Annotated in this window: 19 protein-coding genes and 1 pseudogene; 4 read left to right on the top strand and 16 right to left on the bottom strand. The window is 50.7% G+C overall.

Features of this window, described 5'->3' with window-relative positions; genetic code table 11:
• The 13 genes and pseudogenes from BM114_RS14635 to BM114_RS10315 all read right to left on the bottom strand — a co-directional run.
• Positions 1–146 (bottom strand): annotated as a pseudogene (locus BM114_RS14635) (conjugative transposon protein TraN); the annotation flags it as partial.
• A gap of 48 nt (positions 147–194) precedes the next feature.
• Positions 195–1,457, bottom strand: coding sequence for a conjugative transposon protein TraM (gene traM, locus BM114_RS10370; RefSeq protein WP_092113202.1), 1,263 nt, complete (start codon positions 1,455–1,457; stop codon positions 195–197).
• Complete coding sequence (locus tag BM114_RS10365) at positions 1,430–1,753, bottom strand: hypothetical protein (protein WP_092113200.1); 324 nt, start codon at positions 1,751–1,753, stop codon at positions 1,430–1,432. The genes traM and BM114_RS10365 overlap by 28 nt, the downstream gene beginning before the upstream one ends.
• Before the next feature lie 4 nt (positions 1,754–1,757).
• Complete coding sequence (gene traK, locus BM114_RS10360; RefSeq protein ID WP_092113198.1) at positions 1,758–2,381, bottom strand: conjugative transposon protein TraK; 624 nt, start codon at positions 2,379–2,381, stop codon at positions 1,758–1,760.
• A 23-nt stretch (positions 2,382–2,404) separates the two neighbouring features.
• On the bottom strand, positions 2,405–3,442 hold the full coding sequence (gene traJ / locus BM114_RS10355) for a conjugative transposon protein TraJ (protein ID WP_092113196.1): 1,038 nt from the start codon (positions 3,440–3,442) through the stop codon (positions 2,405–2,407).
• A 47-nt stretch (positions 3,443–3,489) separates the two neighbouring features.
• Positions 3,490–4,122 carry a DUF4141 domain-containing protein gene (locus tag BM114_RS10350; RefSeq protein WP_092113194.1) on the bottom strand — a complete coding sequence of 211 codons (633 nt, stop codon included), beginning with the start codon at positions 4,120–4,122 and terminating at the stop codon, positions 3,490–3,492.
• 135 nt (positions 4,123–4,257) lie between these two features.
• Positions 4,258–6,771, bottom strand: a complete 2,514-nt coding sequence (locus tag BM114_RS10345) for a TraG family conjugative transposon ATPase (protein WP_092113191.1) — start codon at positions 6,769–6,771, stop codon at positions 4,258–4,260.
• A complete protein-coding gene (locus BM114_RS10340; RefSeq protein WP_092113189.1) occupies positions 6,768–7,103 on the bottom strand; it encodes a DUF4133 domain-containing protein in 336 nt (111 codons plus the stop codon). Before BM114_RS10340 ends, BM114_RS10345 begins: the two co-directional genes overlap by 4 nt.
• A 2-nt stretch (positions 7,104–7,105) precedes the next feature.
• Positions 7,106–7,408: a DUF4134 domain-containing protein gene (locus BM114_RS10335; RefSeq protein ID WP_025069449.1), complete on the bottom strand. Its 303-nt coding sequence runs from the start codon at positions 7,406–7,408 to the stop codon at positions 7,106–7,108.
• A 152-nt stretch (positions 7,409–7,560) separates the two neighbouring features.
• The gene (locus BM114_RS10330; protein ID WP_092113186.1) at positions 7,561–8,325 is read right to left on the bottom strand and encodes a hypothetical protein; all 765 of its coding nucleotides are present in this window, start codon (positions 8,323–8,325) and stop codon (positions 7,561–7,563) included.
• A gap of 3 nt (positions 8,326–8,328) precedes the next feature.
• Positions 8,329–8,562: a DUF3408 domain-containing protein gene (locus BM114_RS14740; RefSeq protein ID WP_092113183.1), complete on the bottom strand. Its 234-nt coding sequence runs from the start codon at positions 8,560–8,562 to the stop codon at positions 8,329–8,331.
• A gap of 208 nt (positions 8,563–8,770) precedes the next feature.
• Entirely contained in the window at positions 8,771–9,298 is a 528-nt protein-coding gene (locus BM114_RS10320; RefSeq protein ID WP_092113178.1) for a DUF3408 domain-containing protein, read from the bottom strand.
• Between the two features lie 3 nt (positions 9,299–9,301).
• A complete protein-coding gene (locus tag BM114_RS10315) occupies positions 9,302–10,087 on the bottom strand; it encodes a ParA family protein (RefSeq protein ID WP_092113175.1) in 786 nt (261 codons plus the stop codon).
• Between the two features lie 566 nt (positions 10,088–10,653).
• On the opposite strand from BM114_RS10315, the gene BM114_RS10310 reads away from it, so the two are divergent.
• The 4 genes from BM114_RS10310 (at position 10,654) to BM114_RS14735 (ending at position 14,927) form a co-directional block, all read left to right on the top strand.
• Complete coding sequence (locus tag BM114_RS10310; protein WP_092113215.1) at positions 10,654–11,067, top strand: plasmid mobilization protein; 414 nt, start codon at positions 10,654–10,656, stop codon at positions 11,065–11,067.
• Complete coding sequence (mobB, locus tag BM114_RS10305; RefSeq protein WP_092113171.1) at positions 11,064–12,344, top strand: conjugal transfer protein MobB; 1,281 nt, start codon at positions 11,064–11,066, stop codon at positions 12,342–12,344. The genes BM114_RS10310 and mobB overlap by 4 nt, the downstream gene beginning before the upstream one ends.
• 66 nt (positions 12,345–12,410) lie before the next feature.
• Entirely contained in the window at positions 12,411–14,417 is a 2,007-nt protein-coding gene (gene mobC / locus BM114_RS10300) for a conjugal transfer protein MobC (protein WP_092113168.1), read from the top strand.
• A 450-nt stretch (positions 14,418–14,867) separates the two neighbouring features.
• Positions 14,868–14,927, top strand: coding sequence for a hypothetical protein (locus BM114_RS14735; protein ID WP_369808422.1), 60 nt, complete (start codon positions 14,868–14,870; stop codon positions 14,925–14,927).
• A gap of 159 nt (positions 14,928–15,086) precedes the next feature.
• Here the strand turns inward: BM114_RS14735 and BM114_RS10295 are convergent, their stop codons facing one another.
• The 3 genes from BM114_RS10295 to BM114_RS10285 form a co-directional block, all read right to left on the bottom strand.
• Positions 15,087–16,424 (bottom strand): alpha,alpha-trehalase, encoded by a 1,338-nt coding sequence (locus tag BM114_RS10295; RefSeq protein WP_255406489.1) that lies wholly within the window; start codon positions 16,422–16,424, stop codon positions 15,087–15,089.
• Positions 16,425–16,429: 5 nt separating this feature from the next.
• Positions 16,430–17,266 carry a DUF4886 domain-containing protein gene (locus BM114_RS10290; RefSeq protein ID WP_092113164.1) on the bottom strand — a complete coding sequence of 279 codons (837 nt, stop codon included), beginning with the start codon at positions 17,264–17,266 and terminating at the stop codon, positions 16,430–16,432.
• A 91-nt stretch (positions 17,267–17,357) separates the two neighbouring features.
• The gene (locus BM114_RS10285) at positions 17,358–18,725 is read right to left on the bottom strand and encodes an alpha-L-fucosidase (RefSeq protein ID WP_092113160.1); all 1,368 of its coding nucleotides are present in this window, start codon (positions 18,723–18,725) and stop codon (positions 17,358–17,360) included.
• Between the last annotated feature and the right edge of the window lie 4 nt (positions 18,726–18,729).

The following is an 18,729-nucleotide window of genomic DNA, read 5'->3' as shown; positions in this document are numbered from 1 at the left end:
GGAATGGCACGGCTCATACCTTGAAAGAATTCGCCCGAAGAGAGCGGACGGTTGGGATTGAGCACTACATTGCTGTCTGTCTCTTGAGCAAAGGCTGCCCCCGTTGCTGATGCAAGTAGCATCACTGATAAAATAAGTTTCTTCATTGCTGTTATTGATTTGATGTTATTGTTTACTTCTCATTTTCCATTATTTTATTTGGTCTGAACCAAAAACAGGCGATAGCCCCCTTTGAGTGTTACCTTGACGGTGCGCAGTTTCTTTTGAAGAAGCTGGCTTGCGCCCTGCATCACGCCACGGGCCGCCTCGGAGATAATCTGGTCCTTGGCGGAGGAAGCGAAAGTGAAAGATGTCCCCATCGAGCCTCCGATGTTCGCCCCCACTTCTTTGAGAGCGTTGATGTCCTCCGAGCCGGGGATATACACACCCTCCTGTCCGTCCGTGTCGTATGCCGAGAGCTTGACGGCTATGATATGCCCCCCCACCTCAATGCTCCTGATGAGCAGGTGCATACGGTTGCCCTCAATCTTGGCAACAGCTATCAGCCGGCTCTGCCGTGGAATGCGCAGTCCCTGCACCTTGGCAGTCTCCAACAGACGGAGCACCACATTGTCGCCCTCCTTGAGCGTGGTCGTCCTGTCCACCACCACTTTGAGCGTGTTGCGCATCATGGGAGCAGCCGTGCCTGTGAGCGAATGGAAACCTAAATTGCGTGCTTTCATGCCGTATTCCGCAATGAAATCCGCATCGCTCATCGGCTGGTTAAGCGAGGACACCACCTGTTTGCCCTCCGCCAACACTTCCACTGCGGGTGTATTGGTTGATGCTGTCTGATTTTTCATAGCATCATCGGATGGTTTTCCATTATCCTTTCCATCCGTAAAAGCATTGGCCAAAGACGGTGGAGTGGCAGATGTCTTTGGCAGATACTTCGCCGCCATCTGATAGCTCTTTTCCATCAAGGCGAGCTGTCGTTTCTCCTCATCATCCTCCCTGCTGTCCTTGGAGGATAATTCCTTTTTGAGGTTGTCTATCTCCTGTTTCATTGCCTCACGCTCCTCCTCATACGGATCGGGGGCGTAAAAAGAGTTTAGCAGACGGTTGTTTTCCTCATAACGGCGCATCGAGCTTTCAATCTTTGCCGTGGAAGCGGCTGCTTCGGCACGTTCCGTTTCCGTTGGAGCCGTATTCTCGGCGAAGTAGTCGGACAGTCGTCCCATCTCCTCGCGTGCCTGTTGCTGCTCGTGCGCCTTGTCGCCCAGCTCGTAGGCTTTGAGCTTGTTGCCCGTCAGCTGCTCGGTGGTCGCCTGCGGTATGCTGTCGTTCAAACCCTGTCCGGCAGCGGTCTTGTCCTTGCCCGACGGGGCAAAGATGAACCACATCGAGAGGGCGAACAGCAGTCCCAGCCCTCCGAAGACCAGGCCTTTCTTCAGTTGTTCTTTCTGTTTATTATCCATTGTTGTCGATTTTTTTGATGATGTTGTAGGTAATAATTGCCGTATAGCTCGTGCAAAGTGCTGTCCGTCCGTATGGGACTGTCCATCAGCTTTCCCTTGGGGACAGGCAGTCTTTCCTCCTCTGGAGGCAGGAAGAACTGTGCTATCATCCAAAGGGAACAGATAAGATAGACAATGCTCAGCCCATAGACGATTTCCTTGCGCTGTCTTATCGTGAGCTTCTCGCACCGATGGCGGAGCCACAGATGAAGCCTCAGATAATGGCGGGCGAGCGGATGGTTTCCTTTCCTTGCCATAGCCTTATCGTTTATAGGTTTGAATATCCCTGTTCTCACGCACAAGAAAATGCTCCATCAGGAAGCCCTGCGGATTGTTGTCCGAGCGGACGGAGTTCTGCAGCGTGCAGGTCGTGACAAGACTTCGCTCCGTGACGTTGCTCTGTCTGACGATGAACTGCCGGGCAAAGGTCGTTACCTCGTAAGGGTAAGCGTTAAAGTTGCAGTGTATGGAGTCCACCTCTATGCGCTGGTTTACATTGCCCGATATGGCGCGGTTGTAATAGCCTTTCTCCGCCAAGTCCTTGTAATAGTTGAAAGCCGACTTGTCGCAAAGCAGAAAAGCACGCTGCATATTCCCCTCAATGGCATCCTTGTCGGGCGCAATGGTGAAGAACAGCTCGTGGAAGCGGCGGACATGCTCGCGGGCTTCCACGGGACGGTTACGGCTTGCGTCCTGACTGAGGGCGAGCATGAGCGACTTTCCTTGGTCAAGCACATAGATCTTCTCCCGCTGCTCCTTGGCAAAGGCATACGAGGCATAGACAGCATAACCGCTCACCGCCACGCACACGATGGCGAAGACAAAGGCGTAGAGCCGTATCTGTCTGAAGGAAGTCTCGATATTGGTGAGTGATTTGAATTCCATTTCTTTCCTTTCTTTATTGGTGATTATTTTCCCTTGAACAGCCTGCCCTTGATACGTCCGCCCACATTGCCGATGGCTGCACCTGCGCCACCTGCCACATATTTGCCGCCCGTGTATGCACCATGTGCGCCACGCTGTGCCGTCTGATTGACATTGCGACCGTAGGAGCCGATACCGCCGCCTGCCTCGATTATCCAGCCTGCCACGGTAGGCACGCAGAAGTAGCCCACGATGCCGATGAGGAAGAATACGATGTAGTACCACGTCCCCGAATCGGGCAGGTAGTTCGGGTCGCTGAGCGCCTCGATGTCCTTCTGCATCATCAGCACCTGTATCTTGGTGAGCAGTGCCGTGAGGATACTGCTGACAGGCAGCCACAGATAGACCGATATATAGCGTGAGAACCAAGCCGTGAGCGAACCCGACAGACCGTCCCACACGGCAATGCCGAATACTATCGGACCGAGTATCGAAAGGACGATAAGGATAAAGGTGCGGAGCGTGTCGATGACAAGCCCCGAGGCATGGAACAGCAGTTCCATCAGGTCGTGAACAAGCTTCATCACCCATTGCTTGGTCTGGTAGGCGGCACGCTCGGCGTACATCCCCGCAATCGTCACGGCATCCTCCGGACCGATGATGCCCATTTCCTCTATCTTCTCATCGAATTTCTCATTGGACACCATATAGGCCGTTTCGGGATTCTTGAGGTAGGCTTCCTCCTGCAACTTATCTCTCTTGGCGGTAAGCTCCGCAAGGTTGCCCTCCTGCTGATGCACCATCATCTCCGTCCCCTGCACCACGGGCGAGAGCACGGCGTTCATCGTACCCAGCACGATGGTCGGGAAAAACATGATGCAGAAGCCCAGCACAAAGGGACGGAGCAGCGGAAACACGTCTATCGCCTCGGCACGGGCAATGGAAGCCCACACCCGAAGGGCGATGTAGAAGAGTGCGCCCAAGCCCGCTATCCCCTTGGCAATACCCGTCATCTGGGCGCAGAGGGGCATCATCTCGTCGTAGGTCGAGCGTAGAAGCTCGTGTAAACTGGCAAAATCCATAAGCGAATCTGTTTGGTAAATGTTTTATTGTTGTCCTGCCTGTGGGATTACCAATACCTGCTTGCCGTATTGCCGTAGAGTGCCTTGACGGAGGCGAGGTCGTTCCTCTCCCTTGCACGGACATAGCTCACGGAGATGTTCTTTCGTGTGTAGTATGACACGAGCGAGCGGTATTCGCGCAATGTGGTGTAGATACGGTCGATAGCCTGCATGCGCTCGTGGTCGTTCATGGAAAAGACACCCGACTTGGCAACGGACTTGAGTTCCTTCAGGCTCTCACCGCTCTGCTCCAGCAGCTTGGCGTAGCCCGAAGCCATCGCAGCGAGTTCGGAGGGACGGAAGTTCCTGTCCGAGAGCATTTTCTTATAGGAGGTAACGTAAATCTCCGAGATGTCGCCCACCATGAGGATGCACTCCTTAACCTTGTAGGCATCGCCGATGAGATTGTTCACCTTCTTCAGCGCATCGTAATACTTCTTGGTGTCGTTGTAGAGCTTCTCCACCTCCTTGAATCCGTCCAGGGTGTTCTTGACCGTCTTGCCAGCCGTGGCAATCTCCTTGACGGAGTTGGCGATGTTGCCCGCGAAGTTGCCTGGGTCATAGACCGTCCACTGTGCGTGGGCTTTGCCATTCATAAAGAGAACGGCACAAATCATCAGCATTAAAATCTTTGTCTTCATTGTTCTTTCTTGTTTATGATGTGAATAATATGTTTATTTGAATTCTCATTAAGGAGTGTCAATCATTAGTGTTTAACACCCTTGCTCGTTAGTGTTTAATACTATAATCCGTGGAGTCTTATATCAAAGAGCAATCTATCTACTTCGTGCAGCACGCTTTTCAGCAGCCAACTGACGGATAGCGGTCTCGATGTCACCGCCGAGCTGTTCCGCACGTTGCATGACCTCCACCTTTTCTGTTTCCTCCGTGGTGTAGGTAAGGTATTCCTCCATGCTCACCTCCGTGGCATAGACGGCACTCTGCATACCGCCCAAGCCAATCCATACCTCTTTGTAAAGCCTGTTCGGGTCGTTGTTCTGGTTGATGGAGAGAATCTGGCTTTTCTCCTTTTCAGATAAGCCGAGCATCGCCTGTATGCCGTCAAACTTGGTCATATACTTGCGCTGGTCGAGCAGTATCTTGCAGTCGCTGTTGTTGATGATGCTCTCCTTGACGATGGGTGACTGGATGATGTCGTCCACCTCCTGCGTCACGACAATGGCTTCACCGAAATACTTTCTGACGGTCTTATACAAATATTTTATATAGTCCGCCATGTTTGCCGAGGCAATCGCCTTCCACGCTTCCTCGATAAGTATCATCTTTCTGATACCTTTGAGTCTTCGCATCTTACCCAAGAAAGCCTCCATGATGATAATCGTCACCACGGGGAAAAGGTCTTTGTTGTCCTTCACTTGGTCAATCTCAAAGACGATGAAGCGTTTACTGAGCAGGTCAATGTTCTTGTCCGAGTTCAGCAGGAAGTCGTAGCGACCGCCACGATAGTATTGCTTCAGTGTCGTCAGGAGGTTGTTGATGTTGAAGTCCGAGAGCGTTACCTCGATGTCCCGCTTTTGCATATCCTCCCGATAGACGTCCCGCAGATACTCATAGAAGGTGTTGAAGCAGGGAACGATGGTATGATCCGTCCGGATAAGTTCTATATAAGTATTGACGGCAGAACCAAGTTCGCCTGCTTCTGTCTTGGTGATATGCTCATCGGCACTCTTCCAGAGCGTGAGCAATAAGGTACAGATACTCTCCCTTTTCTCCACGTCAAAGACGTAATCATCGGTATAAAAAGGATTGAATGAAATGGGATGTTCATCCGTATAGGTGAAATATACCCCGTCCTCTCCCTTGGTCTTGCGGTGAATAAGCTCACACAAGCCCTGATATGAGTTACCCGTATCGACCAAGAGGACGTGCGCCCCCTGCTCGTAATACTGGCGTACCATGTGGTTGGTGAAGAAACTCTTGCCGCTGCCCGAAGGACCCAAGATGAACTTGTTGCGGTTGGTAATCACGCCCTTTTTCATCGGCAGGTCGGAGATGTCCAAGTGGATGGGCTTGCCCGAAAGACGGTCTGCCATCTTGATGCCGAAGGGAGAGAGCGAGTCCTTGTAGTTGGTCTCTGCCGTAAAGAAGCAGAGAGCCGGCTCGATGAAGGTATAGAAACTTTCCTCCGCGGGAAAATCGGCGGCATTGCCGGGAATACCCGCCCAATAGAGCGTTGCCGCGTCAATGGTGTTGTGGCGTGGTCGGCACTCCATCAGGGCAAGGGCACTGCCCACGTCATTCTTGACAGCACGCAGTTCCTCCTTGTCGCTGCTCCATGCCAGTACGTTGAAGTGGGCACGGATGGAGGTCAAGCCCTGCGAATGGGCGATGTTGAGGTATTCCTGTATCCACTCCTCGTTAATCTGATTGGAACGGGAATAACGAGCCAGCGAGTGCATGTTCCTTGCCTGCTTCTCGAAGCGTTCAAGATTGGCGTCGCTGTCCTCGATGAAGATATACTGGTTGTAGATATGGTTACACGGCAGCATCAAGCCCACGGGAGCGGCAAAGGAAAGACGGCAGTCGCTCCTATCGGTGGAGAGCCGTTCATACCGGCTGTCGGTACTGACCGTAGTCGGCAGGTCGTCCGTGTCAGAGAGCGTATGCAGACAAAGCATATTATCGCCCACACGCACAAGGTCAGCACCCAGACGGATGTCCTCCAGCGAGGCGTGTCCCTCTTCCGAGAGGGAGAAATACCTATCCAGCAAACCGCCTTTTTCCTTTGTGCCTACCAATTCTTCCTCCGTCATGCGGGTAATCCTTATCTGTTCGGTGTCATTGATGATACGCTCGAACTGATCGACGGCTTCCATGAACATCATCACCTCGTCCTTGTTGGTGATTTCCTTGGGCAGCAGGTGTCCACGGCAGAGCGAGGAAAAATTGCTCTGCTGCGCCATGCGCTGCCTGTTGGTCTTGGTAAGGAACAGGTAAACGCTGTGATGCAGGTACGGACGCTCGTTGAAGTGCCGTTCGGATGCACGGGCAAGGAAACTCAACCCACCGTCGGAGAGCCTGCACCGATAGTCCTCCTTGATGAACCAGTCCTGCTTGTGGACGATGCTGTAATTAGGCAGCACTTTGATTGCCTTGTGCCAAGCCGAGTGCATCGCCTCGTATTCTGCGGAGGTGACGGTAAAGAGTTCGGGCAGTTCCACACGGAAAGCCACCGTGATGTCCGCATCCTTGCTCACCATGCACCCCTGCTCGACGGAGAGCAGCGGGAATTTCGATTCCAAGGTCGTTATCTTGCTTACATTTCTCATTTCTTCTTTCTTTGGGGTTGAAGGTTACGGATAAGATGAAAGACGGTACGGCGGTTCACAAGGTAGCGTGGGTGCATACGCACCGCCCCCTGCTTCATCAGCCCATACCGCCCATACTTTCGGTTCATGGCGAACGTTTGCCACACCACGAGGGTGGCACCCACTACGCCTATGACCAGACAGGCAATCTGGCTGACTCCGCAGAGGTAGAGTACGACCACGAGAATGAAGACGGCAAGCAAGCCTCCCGCAAGGAGGAAGAGATACTGCGCCTTCAAGCCCTTGAACTCCACCGTCCGACCTATACCCTTGTTGATTTCCCACTCAGCCATTGTTACAGGAAGAAGGAGCGCAGGATGGTTGCTGCCACGATGAGGAAGATACACGCACCGAACCAAGAGGCGGCGGTCTTGCTCGTATCGGGGTCTCCCGAACTGAACTTATTGTACACTTTTATGCCACCAATCAAGCCTACCACGGCACCGATGGCATAGATGAGTTTCGTGCCCGGATCGAAGTACGAGGTTACCATCTTCGTGGCTTCGTTGATACCCGCCATGCCGTTGCCTTGTGCGTATGCTCCCACGGCGGTAGCCATCAGCAGGAGCAGCATCATTGTGATTTTTTTGTTGTTCATTTTGCTGTTTATTTTAAGTTGTTAAACGAATTGTCTTCTTGTGGAGGTGTTAGGGGTGGCTCGGTTTTATCGTATGACAGATATTGGCTGATTGTTTTACTTTTGAGCCACCCCCTGCATTCCTCCGAAATATGAAAATCAAGAAATCATTTTTACAGATAATAGGACAGCGGACGGTCGGCTTCTTCCGACACATCATCGCCATCTTGTGTTGTATCATTATCAGGATAGGTTGTTTCTTCGCTCATCATTTCCGCTTCCTCCGCCTTGCGGATGGCGGCAAGGAGTTTCTGATGGTCTTTCTCCTGCTTGAGCGTTGTCTCCTTGATATAGTCCATGAGCTGTGTACCCCGAATGCTTTGCAGCGTGTCCCGCACCTCTGCTTCGTTTACCCCGTCAAGCGCATCATCATTCTTGTGCCAACCATTGACACGAACTAAGTCCCGTGCGAGAATGGCGGACGGTGAGACCTCCGGCATTGCATCATCCGCAATTTGCAGTTCTTCACGAACGATGCTGTCCTCATCCGGCTCGTCCATCGTGTAGTCAATCTGCATCCCGTTCTCTTCGGCTGTACCTTCCGCATCTTCTGTTTCTTCGGGTACCGGAGGATTTTCCCCTGCAAAAGTACCGGGTTTTTCGGCTGGATTTTCAGTTGGGGAAACAGCGGGAACTTCGGGGACAGACGGGGAAACGAAAGGTTTGCTCCTGCCCACCAAAATATGGCGGGCATTGTCTGTCTGCTCTTGGGAAACGGCAGGCTTGGGGCTCTCGCCTTGCCTGTTTTCTTTCCGGCCCGGAGTAATCTTCCCCGATTGGGTTGCAGAGTCTTGAAACACTTTCCAGAGGTATGCAATGCCGAGTATCAGCCACACCACGCCCAATAGAAGGATTATGTTGATAAGAATCGTTTCCATCGTTTACAATTTTAACGTATTCAGTCTTCTCTGTTTGTCGGCGGCATCATTGAGCAGGTCCTGATGTGCCCGTAAATGCTCCCGTAAGATATTCTCTATATAGGAAGCCATTGGCACACGCTCATTCAAATCATGGAGAACATTACGAAGCAACTGCAAGGTTTCCACGTTCATGGTAAAAGCCGTTCTTTGAGTAAAGCGGGAGGTCTGGAGAAAGCGGTTACGGTAACTCTCTATATCCGGACAGTCCGCAAGCCTTGAACTGTTTTGGGTATCTTCTTTGAGGAATTGGAGGTATGCAGCCTCCGGTTCCTCTGCTTGGTCATTGACAGCATGCTTTCAACAGGAGATAAATACCTGTCCATTCGCACGCAGAAATAGACAATGCTGATAAGCATCCACGCCAATCCTAAAAGAAGGAAGGCATCGAATAATAATGTATCGGTCATAAATTGAGTGTTTGGTTACGTTTATACTGTGCCGCTGCCTTGTTGAGCATGGCTTGGTTTTCCCTTAAATGCTCAAGTAGAATATTTTCTATGTAAGAGGTCAAGGTGGTTTTGGAACGGACATCACGGAGAACATCCCTGAGCAGTTGCAGAATATCACTGTTGATGGTGAATCCGGATTTTCCGCTGCCGCGTTGCGAACAATTAAGGTAGCGTTCGCGATATTCCTCAAAAGACAATTTGGCTCTTATACTTTCCTCCTTGCATTCCTTGGCTTTAGGCTTCCTTTCCGATGCAAGCCCGGCAGTGCCAGCCGCTTCTGCACACACGGGCGCAGAACTCCCGGACGGTTCTGCCTCCACTTGCTCCTTATCAGGCTTCAAGCGCTCTAACTCGCGTTCATAGTCCGTGGGCTGGTCATAGAAGGGGGAATCTTCCGGACTGCGTACCTGCACCCCAAAATTACCCATCTCCTTGAGCTTTTGTTGCAGGATTTTCTTCCGTTCTTCGTTGATGGAACTCATAGGCTATTGAGGTATAATATGACATTTCTCCATCACTTCCTCCACCCACAAGTCTATCCCCGTTGGAAGCCGCAAGGATAGCGAGGGGGGAAGATAAGTACTTCGGAACACCCCCTTAACGCCACCTTGCCCCAACTCTCTTGAAAATCTTACAGAATGATACACATGGGCATCAAAGAGATTGATTTCCTGTTCCTTTGCATACTGCGTGTAATGGTCCATGACAATGGTGCTGGCGCTGCGGTTGATCTTATTCCAAAGTAAGAGCAGGTCCTTAATGTGCGCATCGCTTAGTCCTATTCCCAAGTCCCTGACAGCCTTGGCGTATGCAAAACTGGAGACCAGGGATTGGGGATCGGCTTCGATGGGAGTGATGATATAATCCATGTCTATGGAAAGTTGAAGCAGGTCTTCGGTTCCGGCATGACCGGGAAAGTCGAAGATGGCAAGGCTTATCTCGGTGTCATGTGAACTGACGTATTCCTTGACATCCTTTATGGCATCTTTCGGTGTTGAGCGGATGATCGGATAAGCCTGTTTTCCGAATTTGGTAAAGAATTGCGTCATCTGCCGGGATAGTTCCTCGTCATTTTCAATCATACGGCGTTCTCTTTGCCGCAGCTTGAAAAAGGACTCTTGTGTCCCGTCACAGTCCACGACCAAGAGAGAGGCTCCCTTTTCGTAATAAAGGATGGAGGCGAGGACTTCGGCAAGGCTGCTTTTGCCCACACCGCCTTTTTGAGATGCAAAGCCTAAAAATACAGGCTGTTTTGTGGATTGTTGTTTCATTGTTTCTGTTTTTTTTTTGTTTTATCTGCTTTGTGGTTTACTCTTGGCTCAGTTGATGAGTGAGTAAGTTAATCAGTCAGTCAGTAAGGGAGTCCATCTTGACTTATTTACTGATGGACGGGCTGACTCCTGAACCGACTTACTGACCGACTCATCTACTGACTTGACGACTGACCGAGTCTTTGGCCAATGAACTTATCGACTGAGCTCAGTTAGTTGGTAACAGAGTTGGTCAATGAGTGAGTCGCGACCTAAATCAGTTGCAAAGTAAGTCAGTAAATCAGTCATTTCCAACCCTTAGGGAAATTGAGGGAAATGAAAGGAAAAAGAGTGAATATCGTTGATAATGAGATATTTGAAAATCCGCCGTAACTTTGCAGACGAGAATAAAACATGGAGGTAACATCCCGAAGCAGACACCCCAAAAGGGTGGATACTTCAATCGTATCAACTCTTGATATTGGCAAGGTGTGTCTTTGTAACACAAACCGCAGTTTGTACCACAAAGACCCTTGCCCCGAAGGGGGATAAATTCCTCCAAAGTCGTAATTAGAAACCAAATGGATATGGATAAGAAAGAGGGACATAGTTCAGAACGAAAGGCGGCAGAGAAGCCACGTTGGGACAACTGGCATGTACGGTTGCCCAACCCGAAAGACCAGCAAAGGGCGATAGATTTGTTTCAGCGTTCAGGTGCAGAAACCAAGTCGGATTTCGTGCGTGGTCGCATTCTTGGAGAGCATTTCAAGGTGATTACGGTGGATAAATCCGCCGTGGAATATTACCGAAAACTATCCGAACTGACGGCACAAATCCATAAGATTGGCGTGCTCTATAACCAGACCGTGCGGGCCATCAACAGCTACCACAGCGTGAAGACCGCACAGATTCTTCTTGAAAAATTGGAGAAATTGTCTGCTCAAATCATTGCCTTGCAGGAACAGGCTATCCGTCTGACCATAGACTACCGCAAAAGATGATAGCAAAGATTTCAAGTACGGAGAACCTTGGAGGGGCACTCGGCTACAACTTCAAAAAGGTGGAGAAAGGGGAAGCAAGCATTCTTCTTGCCACTGAGTTGTATCAGGACAGGGAGGGTCGTTATACGATGGAGGAGGTGTTTGCCGATATGGAGGCTCTGATACCGAGGAAATGCCGAACGAAGAAAACGGTGTTCCACTGTTCCCTCAATCCGCATCCGGACGAGAAGCTCTCCGATGAAACGCTCACGCTGATAGCCAAGGATTATATGGAGGCACTTGGCTATGGCAAACAGCCTTACATCGTATTCAAGCATAGTGACATCGCCCGTGAGCATATACACATCGTGTCGCTTCGGGTTAACAGCAAGGGAAAGAAAATCAATGACAGGTTTGAAAAGCGGAGAAGCAAGCAGATTACCGACGCTTTAGAAAGGAAATACAACCTCATTCCAAGCTCAAAGGTCAGTGAGAAGGCGGAAACAGAAACGCCCAAGGTGGATATGGGTAAGGGAAACATCAAGGAGCAGGTGGCAAGTATCCTCTGTATGGTGCTGAAGCATTATCGCTTCTGTTCCTTGGGTGAGCTGAACGCCATCCTCTCCACATACAGTGTTGCTGTAGAAGAAGTAAAAACGGAGTTTCGGGGAAGGAAATACGACGGGCTTGTCTATGTCCCAACCGATGACAAAGGCAACAAAATAAGCACACCTATCCATGCCTCGGACATCGGTCGTGGTGTGGGCTATACTGCCGTACAGAACAGGATGCAGAAATCGAAGCAAGTCATCAAGCCATTGATTCCAGCCGTTAGAAGGAAGGTGTTGGAAGTTATGCGTACTGCTCCCGATACAGAAGAAAAACTCCGAAAAAGATTGGAGGAACAGGGCATGCGTGTGGTTATCCGAAAAAACGAAAGCGGACGCATCTATGGCATTACCTTTATTGACGACGAAGGAGGCATTGCGCTCAATGGCTCCCGATTGGGCAAGGGATATGCCGCCAATGTATTCAACGCCTATTTCTCCAATCCAACGCATAACCCATTCTTGGATGAAACGCTGTATGGCAGTTCGTCTGCCCGTTTGGAACAATCGCCGACCATTCAACCCTCGCAATCAGAGACGGAAGAAGGAGACAACCTTGTCGATGAACTTATAGAGGATATGGTGGGCGAGTCATTCGGAACGATGGGCAACGATGATTGGAAGGAAACTGCATGGCAGCGTAAACTCCGCAGACAAAGTAAGGTAAAACTTAGACGAAGAAAACATTAAATAAACGAGCATTTCAATCTCCCCTCCCTTCGGAGGGGTTGGAGGAGGCTACAAAAACATAGCATTATGGCACAGGAAGATGATTTAAGGGCATTGGGTAAAGTCATGGACTTTATGCGGGGAATATCCGTGATATTCCTCCTCATTAACTGTTATTGGTTCTGTTACGAGGCTTTTCAAGAGTGGCACTTTACGCTCGGTATCATCAACAAGATACTCATGAACTTTCAGCGCACCACGGGCTTGTTCTCATCCATACTTTGGACAAAACTCTTTTGTGTGGTGTTTCTTGCCTTGTCCTGCCTTGGGACAAAAGGAGTGAAGGAAGAGAAAATCACGTGGCCAAAGATTTGGACGGTGCTTTTCTCCGGCTTTGTCTTTTTCTTTCTCAACTGGTGGCTGCTGGCGTTGCCCATTGGTAAGATTGGTGCAGCTACGCTCTATATCTTCACACTATCCGTGGGCTATATCTGCCTGCTGATGGGCGGTGTATGGATGAGCCGTCTGCTCAAAAACAACCTGATGGACGATGTTTTCAATACGGAGAATGAGAGTTTTATGCAGGAAACAAGGCTGATGCAGAACGAGTATTCCGTCAATCTACCCACACGCTTCTACTACAAAAAGAAGTGGAACAAGGGCTGGATCAATGTAGTCAATCCATTCCGTGCCTCAATGGTGCTCGGCACACCAGGTTCGGGTAAGTCCTATGCCATTGTGAACAACTATATCAAGCAGCAGATTGAGAAAGGCTTTGCCATGTATATCTACGACTATAAGTTCCCCGACCTTTCTGAGATTGCCTACAATCACCTGCTTCATCACTTGGATGCCTACAAGGTAAAACCGCAGTTCTATGTAATTAACTTTGACGACCCACGCAGGTCGCATCGCTGCAATCCCATCAATCCCGCCTTTATGACGGACATATCAGATGCCTACGAGAGTGCCTACACGATTATGCTCAACCTCAACCGTTCTTGGATACAGAAACAGGGAGATTTCTTCGTGGAGTCTCCGATTATCCTATTGGCAGCCATTATATGGTTTCTAAAAATCTATGAGAACGGAAAGTATTGTACCTTCCCTCACGCCATTGAGTTCCTTAATCGTCCCTACGCACAGATATTTCCAATACTCACTTCATACGATGAACTTGCCAACTACCTTTCGCCCTTCATGGATGCGTGGGAGGGTGGTGCACAGGACCAGTTGCAGGGACAGATAGCCAGTGCCAAGATACCGCTATCACGTATGATAAGCCCTGCTCTCTATTGGGTAATGACGGGCGATGATTTCTCGCTCGACATCAACAATCCCAATGAGCCGAAAGTTCTAGTAGTGGGCAATAATCCCGACCGTCAGAACATCTATTCGGCTGCACTTGGACTATATAACAGCCGTATCGTGAAACTTATTAACAAGAAAAAGCAACTTAAAAGCTCTGTCATCATCGACGAGCTGCCGACAATCTACTTTCGTGGTTTGGATAATCTCATTGCTACTGCACGAAGCAATAAGGTAGCGGTGTGTTTGGGCTTTCAAGATTTTAGCCAATTAACAAGGGACTATGGCGACAAGGAGAGCAAGGTAATCCAGAACACGGTGGGTAATGTGTTCAGTGGGCAGGTCGTGGGAGAAACTGCCAAGACGCTTTCTGAAAGGTTCGGTAAGGTTCTCCAGCAACGTCAGTCTATGACTATCAACCGTAATGATAAATCTACCTCTATCTCCACGCAAATGGACAGTCTTATCCCGGCAAGCAAGATTTCAAACCTCACACAAGGAATGTTTGTAGGAGCAGTGTCCGATAACTTTGATGAGCGTATCGACCAAAAGATTTTCCATGCAGAGATAGTAGTGGACAGTGCCATGGTATTGGCAGAAATGAAGAGGTACGAGCCTATTCCAATTGTTGCGAACTTTACGGATAATGAGGGAAAGTGTAATATGGACGAAAAGATACATGAAAACTACAATCATATAAAACTTGAGGTAAAACAGATTCTAAAGGATGAACTTGTAAGAATCAAAAACGATCCAGAATTAGCTCATCTCATACCTGATGAATAGTACCTATTTTACGCAGTTTGATACTGACATTTTTGTTTGAATGGTAAAAAATCGTCTTTGTTTTCTATTTTTATAATATAATAACATGTTAATTTTTGCCTCAAATCAAATTATAGATAAATCGTAATGCAAATTAATCATAGTAAGTCTTTGCTTTTTGTATCATCCCAATAATTTTATGTATCGTAATACAAAAGTATATTTGATTTCTTGGATATTTGACATTGAAATGTTATCTTAGCCTCAAAGAATACTTAACTTGATATTACAAACATATCTGTTCCGCACATTCCAAATGAAAGTGCAAGACATTCTGGGCGTAGGAGCTGGCAAGGCCAAACGCTACGGCAAGGAGTTCTGAGAACTCATCAAGAAGCATTGCGAGGAGAACGGCATTAATCGCCCCGAGGAATTGCGCATGTGAACGGTGCCAAAAGGAGCATATAGAAGTTGAAGATTGTCCAGAACATCGACCACAAGATAGCCCTCGACGACATAGCGAGCGTTTGATATTGTATATGGCAGGTCAATTACGCACAGCGTGTAACCTGATTACTCGTTATTCGTAACCTGATTACACGCTGTATTAACACATTCCCGAGAGCAACTTGTGTTTCGGTCTGGCGATAAGAAGCAGGGTGGGGGAGTATTATAACTCCGTAGCATGGTTTAGTGATTCAGATAGTGCCATGCATATTCGAATACGCCCGCCGTCCAGCCCATCATGGGCGGAAGGTTATAATTGCTCTCGCTATTCACATTGATGTTACCTTCCACGGCATTGTATTTCTCCCATAGGTTTCCCGTCAGAGTATAGATATCGCTCAGAGTGTTCACATATTTTCTCGCAATGCGGCGTGCCGCCCGCTCCATCCCGTACTGGCGAAGTCCCCTGATGGCGAGATAGTGAAGCGGGGCCCAGCCGTTAGGATAGGCCCATTGATAGGTGCAGGCTGTGGAATCACGGGCCGTAGCCACGAGGCCGCCTTGGAACTCCAAGGCCGCCAGCGCGCGGGTGGCCAATTGGGTGCCCGTGCTTTCAGACAGTACATTGGCGAACAGCAGGCTGAAGACGGCGGCCGATTTCACGGTCGACATCCTGCCGTTTACAAAGTCATAGTCATAGTACATGCCGTCTTTTGCATTGTACATGAGCCGTTGCATGAGCCCTTTCCTGTGAGCGGCGGCCTGCCTCCATTTCCCAGCCTCTTCCTTTTTTCCTAACAACTTGGCGAAGCGGGCGAGATGGGTCTCGTAGAAATAGAGGTTGGAGTTCAGGTCCACGGGGCAGAAGTCGCCGCATCGGTTCTCGAAGCGGGGCGTGAAGTCCCAGCCTGACTCACACTCCGAGCGCGCGTCGGAGGCATACTTGCCCATCTCGCTGTCGCTCATGCCATCCAGCGATATAGGGTTTCGGGTGCGTGAGTGGGCGTATTCCGCCATGCCCTTGTCGGGTTTTGCCTGCACGAGGTCGTTGCTGTAGCGGTTCAGTCCGCAGGGAGTCATGCGCTTGCTCATCCAGAAGTTATATTCCTTTGTTATGAGCGGATACATCCGCGCGAGCCAGGCCGTGTCCCGTGTCTCGTCGAAGATGTCGCTTACCATCATGCACAGGTAGGGCGGCTGGGAATGATCCTGATACATAAACCTGCTTCCGTTAAGTATCTTTGCGAAGCGCGTTACCATCGAGGCAAGGTTCTCCGTGTTGTTGACGGCCTGCTTGATTTTCCCGTCTGCGAGCAGTCCCGCATTGGTGAAGTAGGTATCCCAGTAGTACATCTCCTGAAATCGCCCCGACATGCAGGGCACGGTATAGGGGTGAGGCAGCCCGATGTGGTCTGTTGAGTCGTTGGGGCGGAATCTTATCGTCTTTTCCCATGACTCCCGGATATAGCGGCTTACCTCCTCGGGGGTCTTGGGCTGCTGGGCCATGCCCGTCTGGCAGAGGACAAGCAGCGTGCCCAATGCCATATACAGCCGTTTCTGTCTTTGTATGAAGGCTCTCATGGTTGTCAGTGTCGGATGGTGGTGATTCTGCCGGGATGCTTCACGGCGGCATCCGCGGACTCTTGTGAGATCAAGGCTTGGGCGGGTGTCATGCCCTTGGGGACATACCCGTTGCCCACGGCTCTCCGCCTGAAGAGCCGGGCGAACCATGCGCAGGCAGCCGTATACCGGCCATAGAGCAGGTTCAGGTGGAATCCGTCGCGCGTCAGGGTGTCGCCGTAGGATGAGGTGCGGGCATTCTGGATGGCGGTGCCCGACGGGATTATAATCTTTATGCCTTCTTCCTTGGCGGCCTTTCCGGTCGCGCTGAGGATTGCGTTGAACATGGCCAGTTGGTTCTTGCCATAATTCTCATACCCTTCCCGTGTGGAGTTCTGCGCATAGGCCCATGTCTGGTGGAATATGATTTTGGTCTTGCGGGAGACCCTGCCGCGGATATAGGAAACAAGTTGATGTAGATAAGGTTGGTAAGTTTCATAGAGCCCTGACAGGTGGCTTACCTGTTGTACGCTTACATAGTCCCACTCCTCATCCGCCAACGCGTCGCTTATCCGCATGCTGTCGGTCTGCTCCATTTCTCCGTCGGGTTTTATCTTACGATAGCGGTAGGCCCGTGTGTCCTGCCGGATGTTCCGGGCATGGAGCTCCAGGGGGCACCCGGGGATATACATGTTGCCTATGACGGTGGTGAATCCGGCCGCCAAGGCGAGTTCGTGCAGGTTCTGCTCCACGGCGTCTTCCGAGAAGCTGTTGCCGATGGCCAGTATCTTTACCGTTCTTCCCTGTGCGAAGAGCGTTGCGGATACCAGCAATATTGATAGGATGATTGTCAGTCGTCTCATCTTGTCTATGTGTTGAAAGTCGGACTTGGAAAAAAGGAGGAGCGCCCATGGCCGCTGCCATAGCCTCCTCCTCAACTAACCTATGTCTAACCTAATAAGTATTCTTGACTCTGAAGACCCATGCCAGTTGCGAGGGCAGCTGATTCGGGTTGATTTGTGGAGGAGTGATGACGAGCTCCAGGTTCTTGAAGGTCGTCCCTATCTTTCCGGTATAGCCGAGCATCTCCACCTTGCCGGCCTTGTCGAGCCCTGTTATCCTGAGCGGCTTCTCGGGCCACTGCGTACAGATGATATAGAGGTTGCCGTCCCTTTGGGTGCAATATGCTTCTTTCTCGCTGACATGCCCCTTGCGCCAGGGCTTCGAGGAATAGATGGCCTCGCCGTTCGTCTGTAGCCACTGTCCCATCTGCAACAGGCGTTCCTGCATGATGACGGGTATCAGCCCGTTGGCGTCCGGCCCTATGTCCAGGAGCAGGTTGCCGCCGTTCGCCACGGTGCGGGCCAGTAGGCGAATCAGCTCCTTCGCCGACAGATAGTCTTCCACGGACTCGAAGCGGTTATAGCCGTAAGAGGTCCCGATGCCCCGGCTTTCCTCCCAGGGATGGAAGGCCTTGTCGCCTATGCCCTCCGTGTTGTGTACGAGATTGTATTCCGTAGTGTAGTAGCCTCCGTGCTTGCTGCGGGTCTCCGCTCCCCAGCGGTCGTTCACCACGACCGTGTTCTTCACGGGCGACCGGTCATAGAGCCAGGTGAGGAGCTTCCGGCTTTGCAGGGTCTCGCTGTCATAGTCCCATTCCCCGTCGGCGAAGATGACCTCCGGGCGATACAGGGAGACCAGCTCCTGCACCTGCGGAATCATGTGCTCGTCGACCCATCGGCTGATGGTTCCTTTGGAATAGAGCGGGTGCGCCCATTCCAACAGCGAGTAGTAGAGCCCGAAGTGCAGTCCGTGTCGCCTTACGGCCCGGGACAGCGAGTCGATGATGTCGATGTGGGGCCCCATGACCACGCTGTTCCATTGCGGGGACTGGGTGCTGTTCCACAGGCAGAACCCGTCGTGATGCTTGGAGGTCAATACCACATATTTGGCCCCGGATTTCTCAAAGAGGCTGCTCCAGTCTTCGGGATTGAAGTGCTCGGCCTTGAAGAGCGTCGCGAAGTCCGCATACCTGAAGTTCTTGCCATAGGTCTTGTTATGGAAATCCGTAAACAACTTGTTCTTGTTCAGCAACCGGGCATAATAGTGCTCCGCATATTTCTCATACACGCCTTCCACCTCCTTTACCGGGGCATAGGCCGGCACGGAGTAGAGTCCCCAGTGGATGAAGATGCCAAACTTGGCGTCCGTCCACCATTGGGGGATGGGTCGCCGGTCGAGTTCCTCCCATGACTTGGGCGTCTCCTGTGCTCTCGCGAGAAACGGCAGGAGCGCTAATATCAGTATAATGCTCTTTTTCATTTTC

Origin of the sequence: Prevotella sp. KH2C16 (assembly GCF_900113305.1) — a bacterium.
GTDB lineage: Bacteria > Bacteroidota > Bacteroidia > Bacteroidales > Bacteroidaceae > Prevotella.
This window is presented reverse-complemented; position numbering and strand designations above follow the sequence as displayed.